At 69.4% G+C, this 20,374-nt stretch carries 18 protein-coding genes and 2 tRNA genes; 7 read left to right on the top strand and 13 right to left on the bottom strand.

Annotated elements, in window-relative coordinates:
• Window positions 1-218: 218 nt before the first annotated feature.
• The 5 genes from MT490_RS14960 to argH are packed head-to-tail and all read right to left on the bottom strand — an operon-like array spanning window position 219 to window position 4,812.
• On the bottom strand, window positions 219-1,172 hold the full coding sequence (locus tag MT490_RS14960) for a CorA family divalent cation transporter (protein ID WP_297389355.1): 954 nt from the start codon (window positions 1,170-1,172) through the stop codon (window positions 219-221).
• Complete coding sequence (locus MT490_RS14955) at window positions 1,169-1,927, bottom strand: siroheme synthase (RefSeq protein WP_297389353.1); 759 nt, start codon at window positions 1,925-1,927, stop codon at window positions 1,169-1,171. The genes MT490_RS14960 and MT490_RS14955 overlap by 4 nt, the downstream gene beginning before the upstream one ends.
• Window positions 1,924-3,183, bottom strand: a complete 1,260-nt coding sequence (lysA, locus tag MT490_RS14950) for a diaminopimelate decarboxylase (RefSeq protein WP_297389350.1) — start codon at window positions 3,181-3,183, stop codon at window positions 1,924-1,926. Before lysA ends, MT490_RS14955 begins: the two co-directional genes overlap by 4 nt.
• Window positions 3,184-3,193: 10 nt before the next feature.
• Window positions 3,194-3,439 (bottom strand): lipoprotein, encoded by a 246-nt coding sequence (locus MT490_RS14945; protein WP_297389347.1) that lies wholly within the window; start codon window positions 3,437-3,439, stop codon window positions 3,194-3,196.
• Window positions 3,436-4,812, bottom strand: a complete 1,377-nt coding sequence (gene argH / locus MT490_RS14940; protein WP_297389345.1) for an argininosuccinate lyase — start codon at window positions 4,810-4,812, stop codon at window positions 3,436-3,438. Before argH ends, MT490_RS14945 begins: the two co-directional genes overlap by 4 nt.
• A gap of 16 nt (window positions 4,813-4,828) precedes the next feature.
• Between argH and MT490_RS14935 the strand changes: the two genes are divergently transcribed.
• A complete protein-coding gene (locus MT490_RS14935; RefSeq protein ID WP_297389342.1) occupies window positions 4,829-5,386 on the top strand; it encodes a TlpA disulfide reductase family protein in 558 nt (185 codons plus the stop codon).
• Window positions 5,387-5,450: 64 nt separating this feature from the next.
• Here the strand turns inward: MT490_RS14935 and MT490_RS14930 are convergent, their stop codons facing one another.
• Together MT490_RS14930 and MT490_RS14925 are read right to left on the bottom strand one after the other, a co-directional pair.
• Complete coding sequence (locus MT490_RS14930; protein WP_297389339.1) at window positions 5,451-7,412, bottom strand: hypothetical protein; 1,962 nt, start codon at window positions 7,410-7,412, stop codon at window positions 5,451-5,453.
• A 158-nt stretch (window positions 7,413-7,570) separates the two neighbouring features.
• Window positions 7,571-7,644 (bottom strand) — tRNA-Gln (locus tag MT490_RS14925).
• A gap of 177 nt (window positions 7,645-7,821) precedes the next feature.
• Here MT490_RS14925 and MT490_RS14920 point away from each other — a divergent pair.
• The gene (locus tag MT490_RS14920) at window positions 7,822-8,856 is read left to right on the top strand and encodes a Ppx/GppA phosphatase family protein (protein WP_297389335.1); all 1,035 of its coding nucleotides are present in this window, start codon (window positions 7,822-7,824) and stop codon (window positions 8,854-8,856) included.
• On the top strand, window positions 8,853-9,521 hold the full coding sequence (locus MT490_RS14915) for an RlmE family RNA methyltransferase (RefSeq protein WP_297389333.1): 669 nt from the start codon (window positions 8,853-8,855) through the stop codon (window positions 9,519-9,521). The genes MT490_RS14920 and MT490_RS14915 overlap by 4 nt, the downstream gene beginning before the upstream one ends.
• Window positions 9,522-9,694: 173 nt before the next feature.
• On the opposite strand, the gene rpoZ is transcribed toward MT490_RS14915, so the two are convergent.
• Window positions 9,695-10,039: a DNA-directed RNA polymerase subunit omega gene (rpoZ, locus tag MT490_RS14910; protein WP_297389328.1), complete on the bottom strand. Its 345-nt coding sequence runs from the start codon at window positions 10,037-10,039 to the stop codon at window positions 9,695-9,697.
• Between the two features lie 217 nt (window positions 10,040-10,256).
• Between rpoZ and MT490_RS14905 the strand changes: the two genes are divergently transcribed.
• Window positions 10,257-11,423, top strand: coding sequence for a phosphatidylserine/phosphatidylglycerophosphate/cardiolipin synthase family protein (locus MT490_RS14905; protein ID WP_297389325.1), 1,167 nt, complete (start codon window positions 10,257-10,259; stop codon window positions 11,421-11,423).
• On the opposite strand, the gene MT490_RS14900 is transcribed toward MT490_RS14905, so the two are convergent.
• The gene (locus MT490_RS14900; protein WP_297389322.1) at window positions 11,420-12,067 is read right to left on the bottom strand and encodes a TetR/AcrR family transcriptional regulator; all 648 of its coding nucleotides are present in this window, start codon (window positions 12,065-12,067) and stop codon (window positions 11,420-11,422) included. The two genes, MT490_RS14905 and MT490_RS14900, sit on opposite strands and share 4 nt — an antisense overlap.
• A gap of 89 nt (window positions 12,068-12,156) precedes the next feature.
• Between MT490_RS14900 and MT490_RS14895 the strand changes: the two genes are divergently transcribed.
• From MT490_RS14895 to MT490_RS14885, 3 genes are read left to right on the top strand one after another with little or no spacing between them, the layout of a single operon-like run.
• On the top strand, window positions 12,157-13,623 hold the full coding sequence (locus tag MT490_RS14895; RefSeq protein WP_297389320.1) for an efflux transporter outer membrane subunit: 1,467 nt from the start codon (window positions 12,157-12,159) through the stop codon (window positions 13,621-13,623).
• The gene (locus MT490_RS14890; protein WP_297389317.1) at window positions 13,616-14,764 is read left to right on the top strand and encodes an HlyD family efflux transporter periplasmic adaptor subunit; all 1,149 of its coding nucleotides are present in this window, start codon (window positions 13,616-13,618) and stop codon (window positions 14,762-14,764) included. Before MT490_RS14895 ends, MT490_RS14890 begins: the two co-directional genes overlap by 8 nt.
• A 12-nt stretch (window positions 14,765-14,776) precedes the next feature.
• Window positions 14,777-16,306 carry a DHA2 family efflux MFS transporter permease subunit gene (locus MT490_RS14885; RefSeq protein WP_297389314.1) on the top strand — a complete coding sequence of 510 codons (1,530 nt, stop codon included), beginning with the start codon at window positions 14,777-14,779 and terminating at the stop codon, window positions 16,304-16,306.
• Window positions 16,307-16,410: 104 nt separating this feature from the next.
• Here the strand turns inward: MT490_RS14885 and MT490_RS14880 are convergent, their stop codons facing one another.
• From MT490_RS14880 to MT490_RS14865, 4 genes are all read right to left on the bottom strand, one after another.
• Window positions 16,411-16,788, bottom strand: coding sequence for a YdbL family protein (locus tag MT490_RS14880; protein WP_297389311.1), 378 nt, complete (start codon window positions 16,786-16,788; stop codon window positions 16,411-16,413).
• Window positions 16,788-16,928: a YnbE family lipoprotein gene (locus MT490_RS14875; RefSeq protein WP_297389309.1), complete on the bottom strand. Its 141-nt coding sequence runs from the start codon at window positions 16,926-16,928 to the stop codon at window positions 16,788-16,790. Before MT490_RS14875 ends, MT490_RS14880 begins: the two co-directional genes overlap by 1 nt.
• A gap of 59 nt (window positions 16,929-16,987) precedes the next feature.
• Window positions 16,988-20,140, bottom strand: a complete 3,153-nt coding sequence (locus tag MT490_RS14870; RefSeq protein ID WP_297389306.1) for a YdbH domain-containing protein — start codon at window positions 20,138-20,140, stop codon at window positions 16,988-16,990.
• A gap of 122 nt (window positions 20,141-20,262) precedes the next feature.
• Window positions 20,263-20,339: transfer RNA gene (locus tag MT490_RS14865), tRNA-Met, on the bottom strand.
• Between the last annotated feature and the right edge of the window lie 35 nt (window positions 20,340-20,374).

The following is a 20,374-nucleotide window of genomic DNA, read 5'->3' as shown; positions in this document are numbered from 1 at the left end:
AGGGAGGGATGATCGGGCCGGCCATGCCCCCGGCATGGCCTGAACAGCGCGGGGCGCTGTTCACCCGATCATGGGTGGGTGCGCGCGTCTGCGCGCTCAAAAAGACTCATTGCCCAGGAAGAAGCATCGGACGAGGCATCGAGCCTCGCCCAATGCTACCCACCCCTTGATCCCCTCCCTTGCAGGGAGGGGAACTGAATGCCGATTCGGCCTAGTTCCTAACGCTCGAACCAGTGGCGGCGGATGAAATAGCCCGCGATCGCCACCGCCGTCGCCACGCAGAGCCAGAATACGCCCCAGAAGGCCCAAGGCTCGTGCGCGAAGGGGATGCCGGCGACGTTCATGCCGAGCAGCCCGGTGATGAAGGTCAGCGGCAGGAACACCATCGCGGCGATCGCGATGATCAGCGAACGCTGGTCGATCTGCTCGGCGCGGAGATCGGTGAGCGTCTCGTGGTTGAGCGCCGCGCGCTCGCGGATGCTCTCCAGTTCCTCGGCCATGCGCGCGGCACGATCGGCGGCGGCGGAGAGATGGAGCCGGTCGTCCTCGCCGAGCCAGTCGCCGGGGATCGCCGCCAGCTTCTCCAGCGCGGCACGCTGCGGGTTGATGAAGCGGCGAAAGCCGATCGCCTGGCTGCGTACGCGGTTGACCAGGTGGCGCAATTCGAAGACGTGGCGCGCGGCGATCTGCTCCTCGCAATCGTCGAGCGAATCGCCGAGATCGGCGACGACGGGATCGAGCTCCTCGGTGATCGCCTGGGCGAGCGCGGCGATCAGGTCGCCGGGATCGAGGACCTTGCCCGCCTCGACTTGCTCTCGCACCGGATGGAGCGCGTTGAGCGCCTTGCGCGTGACCGAGAAGACGCAGCCGCCGAGCGCGTACAGCCGGATCGAGGCGAGCGGATCGGACGCCGCGAGCGTTTCGGAGGAGAGGCCGCGCAGATTGATCACCGCCCCCGCGCCGACGGGATCGCAGCGCGGGCGCGTCTCGGCGGCGGTCAGCGCCTCGATGACATAGGCCGACAGCCCGGCCTCGCCGCCCAACCATGCCTTGGCGCGCTCGTCATTGGTGGTGAGGTGGATCCAGACCAGGTCGGCACGTATCCCGAGCGCCTGCTTGAGCGGCGGCGATTCGACCTTCCCGCCCCGGACGACATAAGCGAAGCCGCTCACGCGACCATCTCCAGATAGACCGAGAGGCCGGGCCCGGGCTCGGCGGGCGCGCTTTCGCAGGCGATGCGTACGGCGTCGGCGCGGGCGCGTTCGAGGATGGCTTCGGGCACGCGCCGGTGATGGAAGACGCGGTCCGCCTGCGCAAGCGCGCGCGCCTGGCGCAATGTCAGTTCGTCCGGATCGGGCGAGGCGAGGACGAAGCGGAGCAGCGACGGTGCGGGTGCGGCGGCATCGGCGAGCCAGCGCTCGACCGCGTCGACATCGTGGTCCGCGAGCGGATCGAGCGGCCCGGCCAGCGCGGCGCCCAGCGCGCGGCGGCGCGCACCGAGATCGGGCCAGCGCTGCCGTATCCTTGGCTTCGCCGCCTCCAGCGCCCGCGCCAGGGCGCCGAGGCGCGCGGGCAGCAGCGCCTCCAGCCGCTGGCGGAGCGCCGCCGCGAGCCCCGCCGAGACGCCGCCGGTGCCGATCGCGACGAGCACGGGATCGCGGTCGACGATCGCGGGAAGCGTGAAGTCGCACAGGTCCGATCGATCGACCGTGTTCACGAGCATGCCGCGCCCGCGCAGGCGCGTGACGACCGGCTCGGGATCCTCGACGGCGACGATCGCGAGCGCGGCCTCCGCCGTCTCGTCGACCACCTGCGCGCCGGCGCGCTCGAGCAGGCGGCGCTTGGCCTCGGCCGCCTCGCCCGTGCCGATCAGGATGACCGGCCGCCCCGCCAGCTTCACGAAGATCGGCAGGGCGGCGAGAGTCACTTCAGCCAGTCCGGAACATGCTCTTCGGCCATGATCGCCTCGGCCGAGATGCGGCCGGCGACCACTTCGAACCGGTCGCCCGAGACGAGCACCTCGGGGACGAGCGGGCGGCTGTTATAGGTGCTGGCCATGGTCGCGCCATAGGCGCCGGCGCTGCGCAGGATCGCGAGGTCGCCCGTCCTGACCATGTCGATCTCGCGCGCCTTGGCGAAGACGTCGCTGCTCTCGCAGACCGGGCCCGCGACATTGGCGACCATCTTTTCGCCCGTAGGACGCACCGCTTCGAAATCGTGGTGCGCGTCGTACATCGCGACGCGCGCGAGGTCGTTCATCGCGGCGTCGACGATCACCCAGGGATGCGTGACGCCCGGCTTGACCCACAGCACTTCGGTGAGCAGCACCCCGGCATTGGCCGAGATGACGCGGCCCGGCTCGAACATCAATTCGACGTCCCAGCCGCGCGTCACCCGCGCGACCATCTCGCCGAACTCGGCCGGCGAGGGCGGATGGTCGCCGTCGCGATAGCGCACGCCCAGGCCGCCGCCGAGATCGACATGGGTGATGACATGGCCCGCCGCGCGAAGATCGGCGACGAGCCTGCCGACCCGCTCGAACGCGCGCTCGAGCGGCGCGAGGCTCTGGAGCTGGCTGCCGATATGGACGGCGACACCGCGCAGGTTCAGCCCGGGCAGCGGCGCCAGCCGGTCGAAGATCGCCGGCGCCTCGTCGATCGGCAGCCCGAACTTGTTCTCGGCGCGGCCGGTGGAGATCTTTTCGTGCGTGCCGGCGTCGACATCGGGGTTGACGCGCAGCGTCGCGGGCGCGCGCATGCCGCGCGCGGCGGCGATCTCGGACAGGACGACGCCTTCCTCCTCGAGCTCGAGGTTGAACTGGCCGATGCCGACGTCCAGCCCCTGCTCCAGCTCGGCGCGGGTCTTGCCCACGCCCGAGAAGACGATGTCCTTCGCCGCCATGCCCGCCGCCAGCGCGCGCGCGAGCTCGCCGCCCGAGACCACGTCGGCGCCGAAGCCCTCGTTGGCGAGCAGCCGCAGCACGGCGAGGTTGGGATTGGCCTTGATCGCGAAGGCGATGTGCTTGCGCTCGATCCCGGCCAGCCCCTCGCGGAACACGCGGGCGTGGCGCTGGAAGGTCGCGGCGGAATAGACGTAAACGGGCGTGCCCACCGCCTCGGCGATGCGTGCGAGCGGTACGTTCTCGACGTGCAACTCGCCGTCGATCAGATTGAAATGGTCCATTTTATTCCGGTCAGTTGGGAGGCGGCAGATCGAACTTGTCGGTGCGCCTCTTGTCGGTGCTTTCGATGAGGTCGTCGCTGCGCGCCGGGCGCGTCTGCACCGGCGGCGCGAGCAGGTCATCGGGCGTGGGAGTCGCGGTCGCGCCATAGGGCGCAGGGGGGAGCGACGCGCCCTCCGCCGGTTTGAGACCTTCGCGCGCGCCGCAGCCGGCCAGCGCCAGCAACGCGGAGAGCAGCAACAGCTCGCGCTTCATCATCCTTCCTCCTCGCGACCCCTGCGGGCCGCAGCGATCGCCGCACGGACGCGCACCGGCGCAGTGCCGCCGAAGCTGGTCCGGCTGTTCACCGACGCATCGACGCTGAGCACGTCATATACGCGATCGTCTATCCGCGCGTCGATTTCCTTGAGCGCGTCGAGCGACAGCTGGTCGAGCCGGATGCTCTGCGCCTCCGCCGCCGCCACCGCGCGGCCGGTGATGTGGTGCGCCTCGCGGAAGGGCACGCCCGCCTCGCGGACCAGCCAGTCGGCGAGATCGGTGGCGGTGGCGAAGCCCGATTCGGCGAGCGCGCGCATGCGATCGGTGCGGAAGGTCGCGCTCTCGACCATGCCGGTCATCGCCGCGATGCAGAGACCCAAAAGGTCGTGCGCCTCGAACACCGGCGGCTTGTCGTCCTGCATGTCCTTCGAATAAGCGAGCGGCAGCCCCTTCATCGTGATCATCAGGCTCACCAGCGCGCCGGTGATCCGCCCCGCATGGCCGCGCACCAATTCGGCGGCATCGGGGTTGCGCTTCTGCGGCATGATCGAGCTGCCGGTCGACCATTGGTCGCTCAGCGAGACGAAGCCGAAGGGCTGGCTCGCCCAGATCACGAACTCCTCGGCCAGCCGGCTGAGGTGCAGGCTGCACTGCGCCGCGGCGGTCAGATATTCGATCGCGAAGTCGCGGTCCGAGACCGAATCGAGCGAGTTGCGCGTGGGGCCGTCGAAGCCGAGCGCGGCGGCCGTGGCCTCGCGATCGAGCGGGAAGCCGGTGCCGGCGAGCGCGGCCGAGCCGAGCGGGCAGAGATTCATCCGCACGCGCGCATCGGTCAGCCGCGAGCGATCGCGCGCGAACATCTCGAAATAGGCCATCAGATGGTGGCCGAGCGTCACCGGCTGGGCGCTCTGGAGGTGCGTGAAGCCGGGCATGACGCTTGTCGCATGCTCCTCGGCGCGCGCGAGCAGCGCATCCTGCAGACCCGCCAGCGCCGCCTCGGCCTGGTCGATCGCGTCGCGCACCCAGAGGCGGAAATCGGTCGCGACCTGGTCGTTGCGCGAGCGCGCGGTATGGAGCCGGCCCGCCGACGGCCCGATCCGATCGGCCAGCCGCGCCTCGGCGAGCATATGGATGTCCTCGAGCGCGAGATCGTCGGGCACGCCCTCGGCTTCGAACTCGGCGGCGACCTGCGCCAGCCCCTCGGCGATGCGCGCCGCGTCTTCCGCCGAAACGATGCCCTGCTTGCCCAGCATCGCGGCATGGGCCTGCGAGCCGCGCAGATCCTGCCGCCACATCCGCTTGTCGAAGGGAATCGACGCGTTTATCTCACGCATGACGGCAGACGGGCCTTCGGCGAAGCGCCCACCCCACATGGCATTGGAGCTATGCTTGCGCTCGACGATCGCGCTTCTCCTTCTCGCAACGGGCCTGATCGGCGGCTGCGATAGGCAATCCGGGCAGCCGCAGCAAGCGGAGGGCGCGAATGTCGCCGCGCCCGCGCCGGCAGTGCCCGACAAGCTCGACCGCAGCCACAAGGGCGAGGCCGCCCCGACCTTCGCCTTCACCGACGCCAAGGGCGCCCAGCGCACCCTCGCCGATTTCCGCGGCAAGCCGGTGCTGCTCAACCTATGGGCGACCTGGTGTGCGCCCTGCGTCAAGGAGATGCCGACGCTCGACACGCTGGCGGTGCGCGAGGGCGATCGGCTCCAGGTCGTCACGGTGAGCCAGGATTTCGAGCCCGCGAAGGTCGCGCCCTTCTTCGCCGAGAAGAAATTCCGCAAGCTCCAGCCGTTCATCGATTCCGAGACCGCGTTCAGCACCCAGATGGGCCTCAACCTGCCCGCGACGATCCTCTACGATTCGCAGGGCCGCGAGGTCTGGCGGATGCTGGGAGATACCGACTGGGCCGGCGAGGCCGCGGCGAAGCTGATCGCCGAGGCGCGCTGAGCGGGCGCGCTGGAGAAGCTGATCGCCGAGGCGCGCTGAGCTGGCGCGCTGGATTGGGTAAATCCTAAGCCGCCGCGGTGCCGTCGGCGTACTGCCATGACTTGCCGTTCCACCATGCCGGCTTGCCCGCCCCGGACATGTAGATGCTGTCTCCAAGGTTCGCGCCTGACGGCGCCGCTGCCGCATTGACCGCTGTCCGGGGCGCATTGCCGGTGCGGAAAAGCTCCTGCATCACGCGTTGGGTGCCCGGGATCGCCTGAAAAAGGTGAACCGATCCCGCTGTCGGCGCCGTGTAGTTGCCGGTGCGCTCGCGGAGCAGGAGCTGCGCGCTGTTTTGGAAGGTCACATTGCCGTTATTGTTGATAAGGATCAGCGTCTTGTCCGGATGCCGCTCGCAGACGAGGCTGCTGATGGTCGTCGGCGTCGAGAACCGTAGGATATAGACTGAGCCCGCAGGCAGGCTCAGCGCACCGCCGGAAACATTCGCTTCGGTTATGACGACGGGATCGACATGCAGGCGCAGTGCACCACGGTCCCAACTGTAATGCGTCCTGCCGTCCTGGGCTTCATAGGGCCCCGCTCCGATCAGGCCGCCGGTGGCGACGCGGGGGTGGTCGGGGGATGTCGAGACGTCGCTGATCTTCTTCGCCGTCCCAACCCAGCTGCCCTGCTGGGGGAAATCCGCAAAAAGGAAGCCTCTCGGATTGGAGCCGGCGATTCGCAGGCCGATTGCAGTGTTGCCGGCCTTGAAGGCATAGGGATTGACGATCGAGATCCCCCACAGACTCTTCATGCCGCTTGCGGCATTCAGGTCGATCGCAACGCCACCCGTCGACGGCGTGCTGACGACACCGCCATAGACATTCGTGCCGGTGTTGAGGCTATCGCTTAAATCGAGACCCTTGGGAGACATGGGCATGTAGGGGGCGATGACGGTGGTATATTCCCCGCGATCGATGACTGCGGCATTGTCCACGCCTTCCCAATAGCCACTATCGAGCACGGTTCCCTCGGCCGTGTCGCTGATGACCACGCCATCATTCACCACTGAACATTCGAAGTGCGCGATGCGCGTCGCCAATAGCCGTGCCGAGCCGCCCTGTTCGCCGATGCGATAGCCGACCTTCCATCCGCGCGACGTCGTCTTGGTCACCTGAGCGAGGCCGCAATCCAGATCAGGATCGAGAAAGAAGCCCACGCCCGTCCGCGATGCGCCGAGCCCGCTCGTGTTCCAATCCGAATTGAGCGCATAGCCGAAGTCGAAGCTGCCCGTAGCGGCATTGTTGATCACAACGCCGTCACCGTCGCCAGCCTGATAGGCGTCGATGCCGGTTGCGCGAGAGGAGCCGAACAGCGCCTCGAACTTTAATGCAGGTACGCCCGCATGCTGGTTTCCCTCGACCCGGAAATCCCCCAGGTCGAGCGCGCCAGAACCCAGGCCGCCGCGGACTTTCCTGAAGACGAGCGAAGGCCGGGACGTGTCGGCGGAATAGAAGACGGTCCCCTTCTGGTTCGGCGGCGGGGCGAACGCCTCGGCCCTCCCTACACCCTTGAGTCGAAAGCCGCCGTCGCGTGTGTCAGCGGTCCCGGCGGACGGCCAACTGATCGGACCGACAATGACTCCCGCCGGCAGTTCGAGGCCTCGCACATGGTTAGATGCCGCCGAGAAAGTGAACGTCACCGCTGCGTCGAAGGCAGCCGACATGTCGTGCGCCGAGCGATCATATGCCGTGATGCTGCTGCGCTGGGTTGGCGACGCGAAGTCGAAAAAATGCACGCGCTCGCCGAGCTTGTCCTGCACCGCGCGCGCGGTCGCGCCACTTCCTGTCTGCTGGAAGCCGACGAGCGTGGTCCCGCAGGAGCCGGCCGAATCCTGATGCGGCGCGTTGTCGAGGGGTGTGCCGCCGCCCGCGCCGATGGAAGTTTTCGCTGCCGCCGCGTTTACCGTCAGCCCATTCAGCGCTCCAGCGCCGATCGTGACGCCAGCGGCGAGCAGAGTACGGCGATCGATGCTGGCGTCGGACATGATAGGCTCCTCGGAGCGGAGACCATTATGTGAGTGCTCCCCAGAAGCACAAGATCGGCGGCCAGCAGCGTACGCTATGTCCGCGACGAGTTGAGGAAATGGTCGGCGGAACGGCTCGCGGCGCCCGCCGGCTTCATCAAATCGCCAGCCGGGAAGTCTGGATGCCCCGTGAGGATTCGAACCTCAATTGACGGAGTCAGAGTCCGTAGTCTTACCTTTAGACGACGGGGCAACAGGGCCGGCGAAATAGGGCCGGGTTTCAATGCTGTCAACGCCGCTTCTCCACCCCCGTGCCTTGCTCCGCCGATCCGCCTGCGCTAGCCTCGCGGCCAAGCACCGGACGGCCGCATGTGGCCGAGACGGAACAGAATATAAGCGAGTGAACCCGATGGGGGATGGCCCAGCCAGAATGCCCCGTGGCCGGAGCGGCAGTTCCGCCCGACCGATACCCAAGGCACCGCCGGAGCGCCCGGGCCGCGCACGCTGGCCCGAATCGCGCCATTTCGCGGCGCTCGACCTCGGCACCAACAATTGCCGGCTGCTGATCGCCCGGCCGCAGGGCGCAGGCTTCACGGTGGTCGACGCCTTTTCGCGAATCGTCCGCCTGGGCGAAGGGCTCGCGACCACGGGCAGGCTCTCCGATGCGGCGATCGATCGCACGCTCGCGGCCCTGCGCATCTGCGCGGACAAGCTGCGGCGGCGCAACGTGGCGCTGGCGCGCTCGGTGGCGACCGAGGCGTGCCGCCAGGCCTCGAACGGATCCGAGTTCATCACGCGCGTCTATCACGAGACGGGGATCGCGCTCGACATCATCACCGCCGAGGAAGAGGCGCGGCTCGCCGTGCTGGGCTGCCATGCCCTGCTCGAGCCGGGCGACGGGCCGGCCCTGGTGTTCGACATCGGCGGCGGCTCGACCGAGCTCGTGCTCGTCGATTCGCGCGCCGAGGTGCCGCGCATCCTCGACTGGCACAGCGCGCCCTGGGGCGTGGTGTCGCTCACCGAGGCCGCGGGCCTGGCCGACGGCGCCGAGCGCGGCGCGGCGGTCTATGCCGATATGCGCGCGCGGGTGTCGGAGAGCTTCGCGCCCTTCGTCGCGCGGCTGCGGACGCCCAAGGGCACGCGGCGGCTGCTGGGGACTTCGGGCACGGTGACGACGCTCGCCAGCGTCCATCTCGGGCTGCCGGCCTATGACCGGTCGGTGGTCGACGGGCTGATCGTGCCCTCGGCGGCGATGCGCGAGGTCAGCCAGCGGATCGCGGGCATGAGCATGGCCGAGCGCTCGCAGGTGCCGTGCATCGGCGGCGAGCGCGCCGACCTGGTCGTGGCGGGGTGCGCGATATTGGAGACGATCCTGGATTTCTGGCCTGCCGAGCGGCTCGGCATCGCCGATCGCGGCATTCGCGAGGGCATTTTGCGACGACTGATGAACGGAGCGCGGCTGTGAGCCGCGGCGGCGGGCGCGGGCATACGCGCGTGAAGACCGCGCGCAGCCGCTCGGCGCAATCGACGCGCTGGCTCGAACGCCAGCTCAACGATCCTTATGTCAAGCGCGCCAAGGCCGAGGGCTATCGCAGCCGCGCCGCGTACAAGCTCACCGAGCTCGACGAGAAGTTCGACTTCCTCAAGGGCTCGAAGCGCGTCGTCGACCTGGGCATCGCGCCGGGCGGCTGGACGCAGGTGGTGCGCAAACGGCTGCCCAAGGCCGCGGTGGTGGGGATCGACCTGCTGCCGGTCGACCCGATCGACGGCGCGACGATCCTCCAGATGGACTTCATGGCCGATGCCGCCCCTGATCGGCTGATCGAGGAACTGGGCGGCGCGCCCGACCTGATCCTCTCGGACATGGCCGCCAACACCGTCGGCCATCCGCAGACCGATGCGCTGCGCACGCTGGGGCTGGTCGAGGCGGCGCTCGACTTCGCGATACGCACGCTCGAGCCGGGCGGCGATTTCGTCGCCAAGGTCTTCGCCGGCGGCGCCGATTCGGCGCTGGTCGCCGAGATGAAGCGCAACTTCGCTACCGTGAAACACGCCAAGCCCCCCGCCAGCCGCAAGGGCTCGGTCGAGTGGTTCGTGGTGGCGCAGGGCTTCAAGGGCCGCGCCGAATAGCTCCCTCGGAAACTCTCCCCTCCCTGCAAGGGAGGGGCCGGGGGTGGGTGCGACCCCGGCGAAGGCCGGGGGAGCCCATCGAGCTGCGTGGAATAAAGAAAAGGCCGGGCATCGAGCCCGGCCTTTTCTAACCCACCCCTTGATCCCCTCCCTTGCAGGGAGGGGAAAACAAGTCAGCCTTCGTAATCGGCGCCCAGATTCTGGTTGCGGGGCGGGGCCGCCGCGGTGAGGCGGAGCGCCTCGGCCGACTGGGCCAGCGAGCCGACCTCGTCCGGGGCTTCCTCGTCGTCGATCTGGACGCGCTGGAGGCTCGAGACCACCGATTCCTCGAGATGCGTCGGGTGGACGGTCTCTTCGGCGATCTCGCGCAGCGCGACGACCGGGTTCTTGTCGCGATCGCGATCGAGGGTCAGCTCGGCGCCGCCCGAGATCTGCCGGGCGCGCTGCGCCGCGAACAGAACCAGATCGAACCGGTTCGAGACCTTGTCGACGCAATCCTCGACTGTGACGCGCGCCATCTACGCTTCCTTGGATAATGGTGTCCGGGAGAGGGGCGGCAGATAGGGACGGGCACGCGGATTGTCAAGAAAAACGCCGGCCCGCCGCGCCGCCTGCAACCGACGGGCCTGCCCGAGGGTTCAATGGTTTCACCTGCGTCACGAGGATCGGGAGAGCATGCCACCGCCGGAGACCGCCAACCTTGCCGCCGGGGCCGGCGCGCTCCATGAAACCGCCATGGATCCCTGGTCCCAGCCCTTCACGGTCGACGGCAACCGACTGACGATGCTGCCGAACGGTCCCGAGCGGATGGCGGCCTTGCTCGCGCTGATCGGCTCGGCGACGCGGACGCTGCGGGTGCTCTACTATATCTATGTCGACGACGCCGCGGGCGCCGCGGTCCGCGACGCGCTGATCGAGGCCGCCGGGCGCGGCGTGAAGGTCCAGCTGATCGTCGACGGGCTGGGCAGCGAGCATGCCGCCGCGCACCATTTCTTCGATCCGCTCCATGCCGCCGGCGTCGACATGTGCCGCTTCGTGCCGCGCTGGGGGCGGCGCTATCTGCTGCGCAACCACCAGAAGCTGGCGCTGGCCGACGAGGCGCGCGTGCTCATCGGCGGATTCAACATCGAGAAGAGCTATTTCGGCACGCCCGAGCAGGATGCGTGGCGCGACCTGGGGCTGCTGGTCGAGGGGCCGGCCGCGGCGCGGCTCGTCGGCTATTTCGACGCGCTGTCGCACTGGACCAAGCAGCCGCGCGCGTCGATGCGCGTGCTCGCGCGGATGCTCAATTCGTGGAGCGAGCCCGAAGGGACGGCGCGCTGGCTGCTCGGCGGCCCGATGCGCCGACTCTCGCCCTGGGCGCGCGTGGTGAAGAACGACATGCAGCGGGCGCAGGCGATCGACCTGATCACTTCCTATTTCGCCCCCGGGCCGGCGATGCTGCGGCGGCTCGACAAGGCCGGGCGGCGCGGACGGGTGCGGCTGGTGCTGCCGTCCAAGGTGGATCACACCGCCTCGCTCTGGGCGGCGCACTTCACTTATGCGGGCCTGCTGCGCAAGAACGTGCTGATCTACGAATATCTGCCGTCCAAGCTGCACACCAAGCTCTTCGTCATCGACGACGTGGTGCATATCGGCTCGGCCAATTTCGACATCCGCAGCATGTTCCTCAACCTCGAGCTGATGCTGCGAATCGAGGATCGGGCGTTCGCGGCGCATGTCCGCCGCTTCGTCGAGGGCGAGATCGCACAGTCGGAACTCGTCACCGCCGAAATTCACAGGGCGCGCACCGGGCCGTGGACGCGCGTGAAGCAGTTCGCGGCATATTTCGTCATGGCCGTGCTCGACTATAACGTCACGCGGCGGCTCAATTTCGGCAGCCCGCGCCGCCGGCGGCGCTAGGGTTCGCCCCGGGCGATGTCGAAGGCGCGCGCGAAGAGATCGGCGGCGTAGCGGGCCTCCGCCTCGACCGCGTCGGCATCCGGCGCGCCGACTCCCCAGAGCACGCGCTGGTGCAGCCCGCCGAGGCACAGGCTGGCGAGCGCGCGCGCCGCGGCCAGCGGGTCGTCCGTACGCATATGCCCCACCGCCATCTGGCCGGCGAAGAAGTCGGCGAGCATCTGCTGCGTCGGCTGGGGCGCGCGGCGATAGAAGATCTCGCCGATCTCGGGGAAGCGCCCCGACTCGGCCGAGATCAGGCGATGGAGCCGCAGCGCGTCGGGCGACGTGATCTTGGCGATGAAGCTGCTGCAAAAGGCGACGATCGTCGCGTAGAGATCGGCCGAGGGTTCGAGCAGGCTGCCGAGCTGGCGGCGATAATCGGTGGTGGCGTGCTCGAGCACCGCGCCGAACAGCTCCTCCTTGGAGGGGAAATAGCTCCACAAGGTGCCCTTCGACCCACCGAGCTCGACCGAGATCGCCGACATCGACGTGGCCGAATAGCCGTTGTCGAGGAACGAACGCTTGGCGACCTCGAGGATCGCCAGCCGCCGCTCTTCCTTGCGCGCCTCGCGCTTGCCGGGCGCCTTTTCCGTCGGGTTTTCCATAACCGTACTATAGGGTACGATTTTATATTGACAAGGCACGGCGCTCCCGCCATTTGCGCTGCCGTACCCTCCAGTACGGTATATAAATCATGCCCGCTCCTTCCTTCCGACTCCTGCTCGTCACGACGATCGCGGCTCCGGCTTTCCTCGCCGCCTGCGCACCCGTTCCGCAGCTCGGCGCGCGTCCCGAGATCCGCGCCGGCGACAGCTATGCCGCCGACCGCTCCTTCGCTTCCTCGGCCGTTTCGGCCTGGCCCGCGACCGACTGGTGGAGCGCCTATGGCGACGCCCAGCTGACCGGGCTGATCGAGGAGGGCCTCAAGGATTCGCCCGACCTCGCCGGTGCCGCGGCGCGGCTGCGCTCAGCCCAGGCCTATGCCCAGCAGGCGGGCGCCGCGCGGCTCCCCTCGCTCGGGCTCGAGGCGAGCGCGACCGAGGCCAAGCAGAGCTACAATAACGGCATCCCCGCCGCCTTCGTGCCGCAGGGCTGGAACGACAGCGGCCGCGTCGCCGCGACCCTGAGCTTCGATCTCGACCTCTGGGGCAAGAACCGCGCCGCGCTCGCCGCCGCGACTTCCGACGCCGAGGCCGCGCGGATCGAGCTCGAGCAGTCGCGCCTCGTCCTCTCGACCAACATCGCCAGCGCCTATGCCGATCTCGCCCAGCTCGCCGCCGAGCGCGGCGTGCAGGAAAAGGCACTCGCGATCCGCACCCAGACGCAGAAACTCGTCGCCGATCGCGTCGCCAGCGGGCTCGACACCCGCGCCGAGCTCAAACAGGCCGATTCGGCCGTCCCCGCCGCCCGCGCCACCCTCGCCGCGACCGACGAGGCGATCGGCCTGACGCGCAACCGCATCGCCGCATTGCTCGGCAAGGGGCCGGATCGCGGGCTGAGCATCGTCCTGCCCGTGGCGCCCGCCGAGGCGCGCTCGCTTCCCGCGGGCGTCACGACCGACCTGATCGGCCGCCGCCCCGACATCGCCGCCGCGCGCGCCCGGGTCGAGGCCGCCGCCAGCCGGATCAAGGTGGCGCGCGCCGACTTCTATCCCGCGGTCAATCTGAGCGCGCTGATCGGCTTCCAGTCGCTCGGCCTCTCCAACCTGTTCGACAAGGGTTCGGACTTCGGCCAGGCGGGTCCCGCGATCAGCCTGCCGATCTTCCGCGGCGGCCAGCTCGCCGGCCAGTATAAGGGCGCGCGCGCCGCCTATGACGAAGCCGTCGCCGGCTATGACGGCACCGTCACCACTGCCTTCCGCGAAGTCGCCGATGCGGTGACCAGCCAGAAGGCGCTCGCCACGCGCCTGTCCGAAAGCCGCCAGGCGCTGGCGGACTCGGAAGCGGCTTATTCGATCGCCCGGCAACGCTATGAAGGCGGCCTCTCGACCTTCCTCGATGTCCTGACCGCCGAGGAGAGGGTGCTGCAGAACCGCCAGATCGTCGTCGACTTGGAGGCGCGGGCATTCACGCTCGACGTCGCGCTCGTCCGCGCGCTCGGCGGAGGCTTTTCCAGCAACCATGCGGCTGCGGCCGCCAGCAAGGACCCGACCCATGGCTGACGCCGATCCCGCAGCGCTCCACGAATTCCGCGCCGAGGAAGCGCAGAAGCCGAACACGCTCCGCAAGCGACTGCTCGGCGGCATCGCCGGCGCGGTGCTGCTCGCGGGGGTCGGCTATGGCGGCTGGTACGTCCTGGTCGGCAGCCACCATATCAGCACCGACAATGCCTATGTCGGCGCCGACACCGCCAGCGTGACGCCGATGGTCGCGGCGCAGGTGGCGGGCGTCGCCGTCTCCGACACGCAGACGGTGCGCAAGGGCGACATACTCGTGCAGCTCGACGACAGCGACGCGCGGATCGCGCTCGCCCAGGCCGAGGCCGAGCTCGCTCGCGCCCGCCGCCAGTACGGCCAGACTTCGGCGACCAGCACGGCGCTCGCCGCGCAGGTCGATGCCCGCAACGCAGATATCGCGCGTGCCCGAGCCCAACTCGTCTCCGCCCAGGCGGATTACGAGAAGGCACGCGTCGATCTCGCCCGGCGCCAGCGCCTCGCCCCCAATGGCGCGGTGTCGGGCGAGGAACTCACCTCGGCGACCAACGGCTATGCCTCGGCCAAGGCCGCGCTCGACCTGGCACGCGCCGGGGTGGCGCAGGCGAGCTCGACCAAGGGCGCGGCGAGCGGCGAGCTGGCCGCCAACAACGCGCTGATCAGCGGCACCACCGCCGCCACCGCCCCCGAAGTGCTCGCGGCGCAGGCCCGCGTGGCGCAGGCACAGCTCGACCTCCAGCGCACCGTGATCCGCGCGCCGATCGACGGCGTGATCACCCGGCGCAGCGTCCAGGTCGGCCAGCGCGTCGCCCCTGGCGCGGCGCTGATGCTGATCGTCCCCGTCGGCCAGCTCTATGTCGACGCCAATTTCAAGGAAGGCCAGCTGACCCGGGTCAAGGTCGGCCAGCCGGTGACGCTCAAGTCCGACCTGTACGGCGGCGATGTCGAATATCACGGCAAGGTCGTCGGGCTCTCGGGCGGCACGGGATCGTCCTTCGCGCTGATCCCGGCGCAGAACGCCACGGGCAACTGGATCAAGGTGGTCCAGCGCCTGCCCGTCCGCGTCGCGCTCGATCCCAAGGAGCTGCAAGCGCATCCGCTTCGGGTCGGTCTCTCCATGGACGCCGAGATCGACGTTTCCGCCAACTGAGGACGGCTGCCCATGAACGCCAAGGCCGAGGACTTCGCGCCGCTCACCGGCGCGCGCCTGCTGCTCGCGGGATTCGTCCTCGCGATGACCAACTTCATGGTGGTGCTCGACACCACCATCGCCAATGTCTCGGTGCCGCACATCGCGGGCAGCCTCGGCATCTCGAGCAGCCAGGGGACGTGGATCATCACGTCCTACGCGGTCGCCGAGGCGGTGTGCGTGCCCTTGACCGGCTGGCTCGCCGGGCGGTTCGGCACGGTGCGCACCTTCACCTTCGGGATGATCGGCTTCGGCCTCTTCTCTTTGCTCTGCGGCATGTCGACCTCGCTCGGCATGCTCGTCGCCTGCCGCATCGGCCAGGGGTTGTGCGGCGGCCCGCTGATGCCGCTCAGCCAGACTTTGCTGATGCGCATCTTCAAGCCCGAGCAGCGCGCCCAGGCGATGGGCGTGTGGGCGATGACCACGGTCACCGCGCCGATCCTGGGCCCGATCCTGGGCGGCACGATCAGCGATTCCTGGTCGTGGCACTGGATCTTCTTCATCAACATCCCCGTCGCCGCGCTCTGCGCCTTCGGCGCGATGCGGCTGCTCGCCCCGGTCGAGACCAGCACCGAGAAGATGCGGATCGACGGCGTCGGCCTGGCGCTGATGCTGCTGTGGATCGGCGCGCTGCAGATCATGCTCGATCTGGGCCGCGAGCATGACTGGTTCAACGATCCGACGATCATCGCGCTCGCCGTGATCGCGGCGGTGGGGCTAGTGGTGTTCCTCGCCTGGGAACTCACCGAGGACCAGCCGATCGTCGACCTGCGCGTGTTCCGCCACCGCGGCTTCACGGTGGCGGTGACCTCGCTGTCCTTCGCCTTCGCGACCTTCTTCGCCTCGGCGGTGATCATCCCGCAATGGCTGCAGACGAGCATGGGCTACACCGCCACCTATGCCGGCTATGCCACCGCCTTCACCGGCGTGGCGGCGGTGATCATGTCGCCGATCGTCGCCAAGCTGTCGACCAAGGTCGATCCGCGCGCATTGGTCTGCTTCGGCATCCTCTGGCTCGGCGTGACCTCGCTGCTCAGGGTCCATTGGAACAGCGGGGCCGATTTCTGGACGCTGGCGCTGCCGCAATTGCTCCAGGGCTTCGGCATGCCCTTCTTCTTCATCCCGCTGACCACGCTCGCGCTGGCCGCGGTCGAGCCCGAGGAGACCGCGTCGGCCGCAGGCGTGATGAGCTTCCTGCGCACCATGGCGGGCGCGATCGGCACGTCGATCTCGGCGACGATCTGGGACGACAGCTCCCGCGTGGCGCGGAGCGAGATCGTCTCGAAGCTCAACACCCAGGCTACCAGCGACACGCTCGCCGCGCAGGGCTTCTCGCTCGATCAGATCCGCGGGGTCGTCGTTCAGCTTGTCGACAAGGAAGCCCTGGCAGTGGCGACCACGCACGTCTTCCTGATCTCGGCGGTGGTATTCGCGCTCTCGGCGATGATCATCTGGCTGACGCCGAGACCGACGCGGTCGATCGAGGCAGGCGCGGCGCATTAGTCCCCGCGCCGTCGTCCCGGCGAAAGCCGGGATCCGGGGTCACACCGGACAGCATCCGTGGCTCCGGGTCCCTGCTTTCGCCGGGACGACGACAGGGATGGCCGTTACAGGCAGCGCGGATCGCGCACCGGGGCCTCGGCGCCGCGGGTGAGCCAGCGGCCGTCGGGCGCCTGGTATTTCTCGCCCGGCGCGGTGCGCAGGATCAGGTTGCAGCCGGTGACGAACGCCATCTGCTGGACGGTCGAGCCCGCCGCGGCCTGCGCCTGCGTGGTGTACTGCTTCTTGCGCTGGATGTTGATGTTGTTGACCAGCGCCTGGAGCGCCGGAGTCGGGCTGCCGACGATGCCGAGATAGCCGTCGGGCTGCTCGCCGACCTGACCTGCGGCGCGCGCCGCGGCATAGGCCGGATCGCGCTGCGCGAGCGCCGGTGCGGCGACCAGCGTGGCTGCCGCGAGCGCGGCGGTGAGGAGCATAGGGCGCATCAGAATATCCCTGGATTGTCCTGGATCAGCGTCTTCGCCTTGTTGTCGAGGCGATACACCACTTCCTGGGTGATCGATATGTTGAGGTTGATGACGATCGGCTTGTCGGGCGCGGTCACGTTGACGCATCCGCCGGCCATCGCCGCCGGCAATATCGCCAAAAGGCCTGTTGTTCGCTTCAACCGCATTACGGCTCCCTTCATCGCAGCTTGTCGCTTTCGCGCGGCTGAACCGGCTTGGTGCCGGTCTCGCCGCCGGATTTGTCCTGCTCCAGCAGGCTGGGCAGGTTGCGCTCGATCAACCGGTTGGGATCGTACCAGGACTGCACCGAATCGAGCAGCTGGTGGAAGGGCGCACTGACCCGGACGTTGAACACGAAGGGGAGCTTCGCCAGCCGGCGGAGGAGGAAGTTGGACTTGGTCCCCTTGCCCTGGCTGACCCCCGAGAAACGGATCTCGGTCACCATCTCGCCGGCGAGCGGGCCGTTCATGTCGATGGCGAGGTTGCGATAGTCGAGCGACTTGAGCGCCTGGAACGCCATGTCGCCCCAGAAGCCCAGGTCGCGCTGCGACAGCTCGCCGACATAGGCGATCGAGCCGCCGCTCCGCGCGCGCAGCGTGCCGCCCTCGATGCGGCCGCCCTGCGCATCGAAGATCATCGGCAGCGTCCCGTCGAAGGTGCCGGTGGCGTCGAGATTCTCGAACTCCATTTCCTGGAGGAACCGCGCCGCGTCGGCGCCGATCACGCGGAAGGTCATGCGCCGCTCCCGGCGCTCGCTGAAGTCGAGGATCGTCGGCTCGAGCACCAGCTCGCCCCCGGCAAAGGGCCAGCGCGCGCCCTCGACCTCGACGCGCTGGCTGTCGAGCACGCGGAAGCGGATCGTGCCGGTGCGGACGGGGACGCCCGGGTTGATCTCGGCCGTGGTCGCGATCTGGCCGGCGACGCTCCGCATGTTCAGCAAGTCGTCGAACGCGATCTCGGTGGCGAGGCCGCGCACCGGGCCGAACGCCGCGGCGAGATCCACGGCCCTGGTCCCGAAACGGCCGGTGCTCGACACGCCCTCGGGCGTCCAGGCGATGCTGCCCGTGCCCTCCACGGTACCGCTGACATCGGCGATCACGCCATAGGTGAGCGGCGTGAGGTCGCTGGGCTGGAACCCGCCCTCGGCGAAGCGCAGCCCCGGCACGGCGATCGACGCTCTGCCCCGGCCGGTGCCGAGATCGTGGCGGATCTCGACGCGCGCCACCGCCATGCCGGTAGAGGGCGCTTTCAGCCCCGCGGTCGCGACAATGTCGTTGCCGGTCAGGCGCAATTCGGCATCGTCGCTCGCCAGGGGATGGAAGCGCGGCGACGCGGCGGCGTCCGACAGTTGCAGCCTGCCCGCGAGGCCGAGCCCGGCGTCGCTCGCCTTCCAATTGCCCGACGCGCCCGAGATCACCAGCGGCACGCTGCCGATCTGCCCGCTCAGCCCCGCGAAGTCGCCGGCTAGGCGATCGGCGAAGCTGCCGGTGAGCGAGGCGGCGTCGAGGCGGGTGACGCTTTCCGCGCCGAGCCGCACCCGCGTTTCGGTCAGCGAGAAAAGGCTCTTCCCGAGATCGATCCGCGCCTCGGCCGCTCCGAGCAGCAAGGGGCTCGTCCCGACCTTCCCGGCGAGCTCGGGGCGCAGGAGGCGGATTCCGCCGGAGACGCCGCGCGGCGACACTGCCAGCATCGCGCCGCCGATCGGACAGGCGTTGACGCTCCCGGGCGCCAGCGCCGCCCCGGCGAGCACGATGCGCCGGTAGCGGACAACCGCGCATTCCGGGTCCACCGCGACCTGCGCACCGCGCCAGCGCGCGTCGAGCGGCAGCGACAGGCCCTCGACCCGGCCCTTGCCCAGCGGTCCGGAGAGCGTGGCCATGGTCCGGATCGCGCCGCCTTCCGGTCCGAGGTCGAAGGATATCCGCGAAAGCGCCAGCGCCGCACCGCCGGCGGCATAAGGCTGGACAAAGCCGACGCCGCTCAACCGGCCGTCGCCAGGCCGCTGCGAAAGCCGGATCACCGCCTCGGGCATGCCGCCGCCGCGAAGCGCGAGCGTGCCGTCGAGCCGCGGGGCCGCGCCGCCCTGGCCGGTCAGGCCGCGCCCGCGATCGAAGGACAGCCGGGCCCCGCTCGCCGCGACGATCGCCAGCCGGGGAAGGCTGTAGGCGAACCCTGCCGGGGAGCTGCCAATGGAAAGGTCGGCGGTCGCGTCGAACTGCGCAGCCGCCGCCGCAGCGGATTGCGCGAGCCGCACCGCCACGGGCGCCAGCGGCGTGCCTTGCGCGGTAGTTGCATAGCCGCCGAGCTTCGCGCGCAGCGGACGCGACAGGCTCGCCCCGCGCGCGACGAGCTTGCCCTTATAGTCGAATCCATCGGGGCGCACGCCATAGTCGCCGGCAAGATCCAGCGCCACGCCCACGGCCTCGGGCGCCTCGAACCGGCCCGAACGCAGTGCGACCTGGCCGCGCGTACCCTTGGCGCCGCCATGGAACGCGACCCGCCCGCGGATATCGGAGACCCGGCGTCCCCCCGTCCGCAGGCCGGCCAGCGCGAGGTCGGCGGCACCGGTCCAACTGTCCAGCGCAGCGCCCAGGGTCGCCCGCACCACCACCTTCGGAGCCGCGGCGCGGCCGTCCGCGCATTGCAGCTGCGATGCCGCCAGCGTCCCGGCGAGACTGGGCCGCGCGCGGCGGATCTGCAGGCCGAACGCGCCGGCCACGCCCGCAGCTGCGCAACCGGCAATGTCGAGCCGCGGCGCGGCGATGCGCGCGCTGCCGGTGAATCCGTCGTCGAGCATGCCCCGGCCTGCCAGCGCGACGTCGACGATGCCGTGGCCGCTGTCCAGCCGAAGCCGGGCATCGGCGAGGTCGAGCTTGACGTGCGGAAGCGCGAAGGGCTTGCCGGAGGGTGGCGGCATCAGCCGGTCGATCGCGCCGAGCGAGAGCTGGCCCTGGGTGATCCGGCCCTTCATGCGGACCCGGCCGGCGCGCAGTTCGAGCACTTCGGCGCCCCAGGGCGACAATGCGGTGCCGACCTCGACCCAGTCGGCGACGAGATCGGGATCGCGCGGGTCGCCGATCACCAGATTGGTGAGGCGCTGGTGCCAGGGGGAGAGCTGCTCGATCTCGTACTGCGCGCGCACGCCGCGGCGGCTGAGCTCCCGGTCGACGAATTCGCGCGCGATCGTGCGCCGCTGCAGCCATGCTGCGGCGAGCGCAGCAAGCAGCAACACCGCCAGCGCGAGGAAGAGGCGCCCCCATGGCCGGCGGGCGCGGCGAGGCGCTGCTTGCGCAGTCACCTGGTCCGGCGCTTCATCGAGGCTCGTCGTCACGCCGCACCAACTCCCGCCGCGCTACTATGGCGCCCTTGGGCGTGACGGCAAGGTGCGACGGGATTGGAAGCGGCGGGGGCAAAGAAAAAGCCCGCGGGCTGTGTGGCCTGCGGGCTGTGTGTTGGTTGCGGGAGCAGGATTTGAACCTGCGACCTTCAGGTTATGAGCCTGACGAGCTACCGGGCTGCTCCATCCCGCGACACTTGGTTTTGCCTCAAGCGCCGGCGGCGGCAT

It is taken from the genome of Sphingomonas sp. (assembly GCF_026460985.1).
Classification (GTDB): Bacteria; Pseudomonadota; Alphaproteobacteria; order Sphingomonadales; family Sphingomonadaceae; genus Sphingomonas.
Note: the sequence above shows the minus strand (reverse complement) of the source record. Positions and strands in the feature narration are given on the sequence as shown.

What these genes read in the sequence shown, in the direction of transcription:
- lysA (WP_297389350.1), bottom strand. Translation starts at nt 3,183, where the DNA reads ATGGACCATTTCAATCTGATCGACGGCGAGTTGCACGTCGAGAACGTA.
- MT490_RS14945 (WP_297389347.1), bottom strand. Translation starts at nt 3,439, where the DNA reads ATGATGAAGCGCGAGCTGTTGCTGCTCTCCGCGTTGCTGGCGCTGGCC.
- argH (WP_297389345.1), bottom strand. Translation starts at nt 4,812, where the DNA reads ATGTGGGGTGGGCGCTTCGCCGAAGGCCCGTCTGCCGTCATGCGTGAG.
- MT490_RS14930 (WP_297389339.1), bottom strand. Translation starts at nt 7,412, where the DNA reads ATGTCCGACGCCAGCATCGATCGCCGTACTCTGCTCGCCGCTGGCGTC.
- MT490_RS14920 (WP_297389335.1), top strand. Translation starts at nt 7,822, where the DNA reads ATGCCCCGTGGCCGGAGCGGCAGTTCCGCCCGACCGATACCCAAGGCA.
- rpoZ (WP_297389328.1), bottom strand. Translation starts at nt 10,039, where the DNA reads ATGGCGCGCGTCACAGTCGAGGATTGCGTCGACAAGGTCTCGAACCGG.
- MT490_RS14905 (WP_297389325.1), top strand. Translation starts at nt 10,257, where the DNA reads ATGGATCCCTGGTCCCAGCCCTTCACGGTCGACGGCAACCGACTGACG.
- MT490_RS14900 (WP_297389322.1), bottom strand. Translation starts at nt 12,067, where the DNA reads ATGGAAAACCCGACGGAAAAGGCGCCCGGCAAGCGCGAGGCGCGCAAG.
- MT490_RS14895 (WP_297389320.1), top strand. Translation starts at nt 12,157, where the DNA reads ATGCCCGCTCCTTCCTTCCGACTCCTGCTCGTCACGACGATCGCGGCT.
- MT490_RS14890 (WP_297389317.1), top strand. Translation starts at nt 13,616, where the DNA reads ATGGCTGACGCCGATCCCGCAGCGCTCCACGAATTCCGCGCCGAGGAA.
- MT490_RS14885 (WP_297389314.1), top strand. Translation starts at nt 14,777, where the DNA reads ATGAACGCCAAGGCCGAGGACTTCGCGCCGCTCACCGGCGCGCGCCTG.
- MT490_RS14880 (WP_297389311.1), bottom strand. Translation starts at nt 16,788, where the DNA reads ATGCGCCCTATGCTCCTCACCGCCGCGCTCGCGGCAGCCACGCTGGTC.
- MT490_RS14875 (WP_297389309.1), bottom strand. Translation starts at nt 16,928, where the DNA reads ATGGCCGGCGGATGCGTCAACGTGACCGCGCCCGACAAGCCGATCGTC.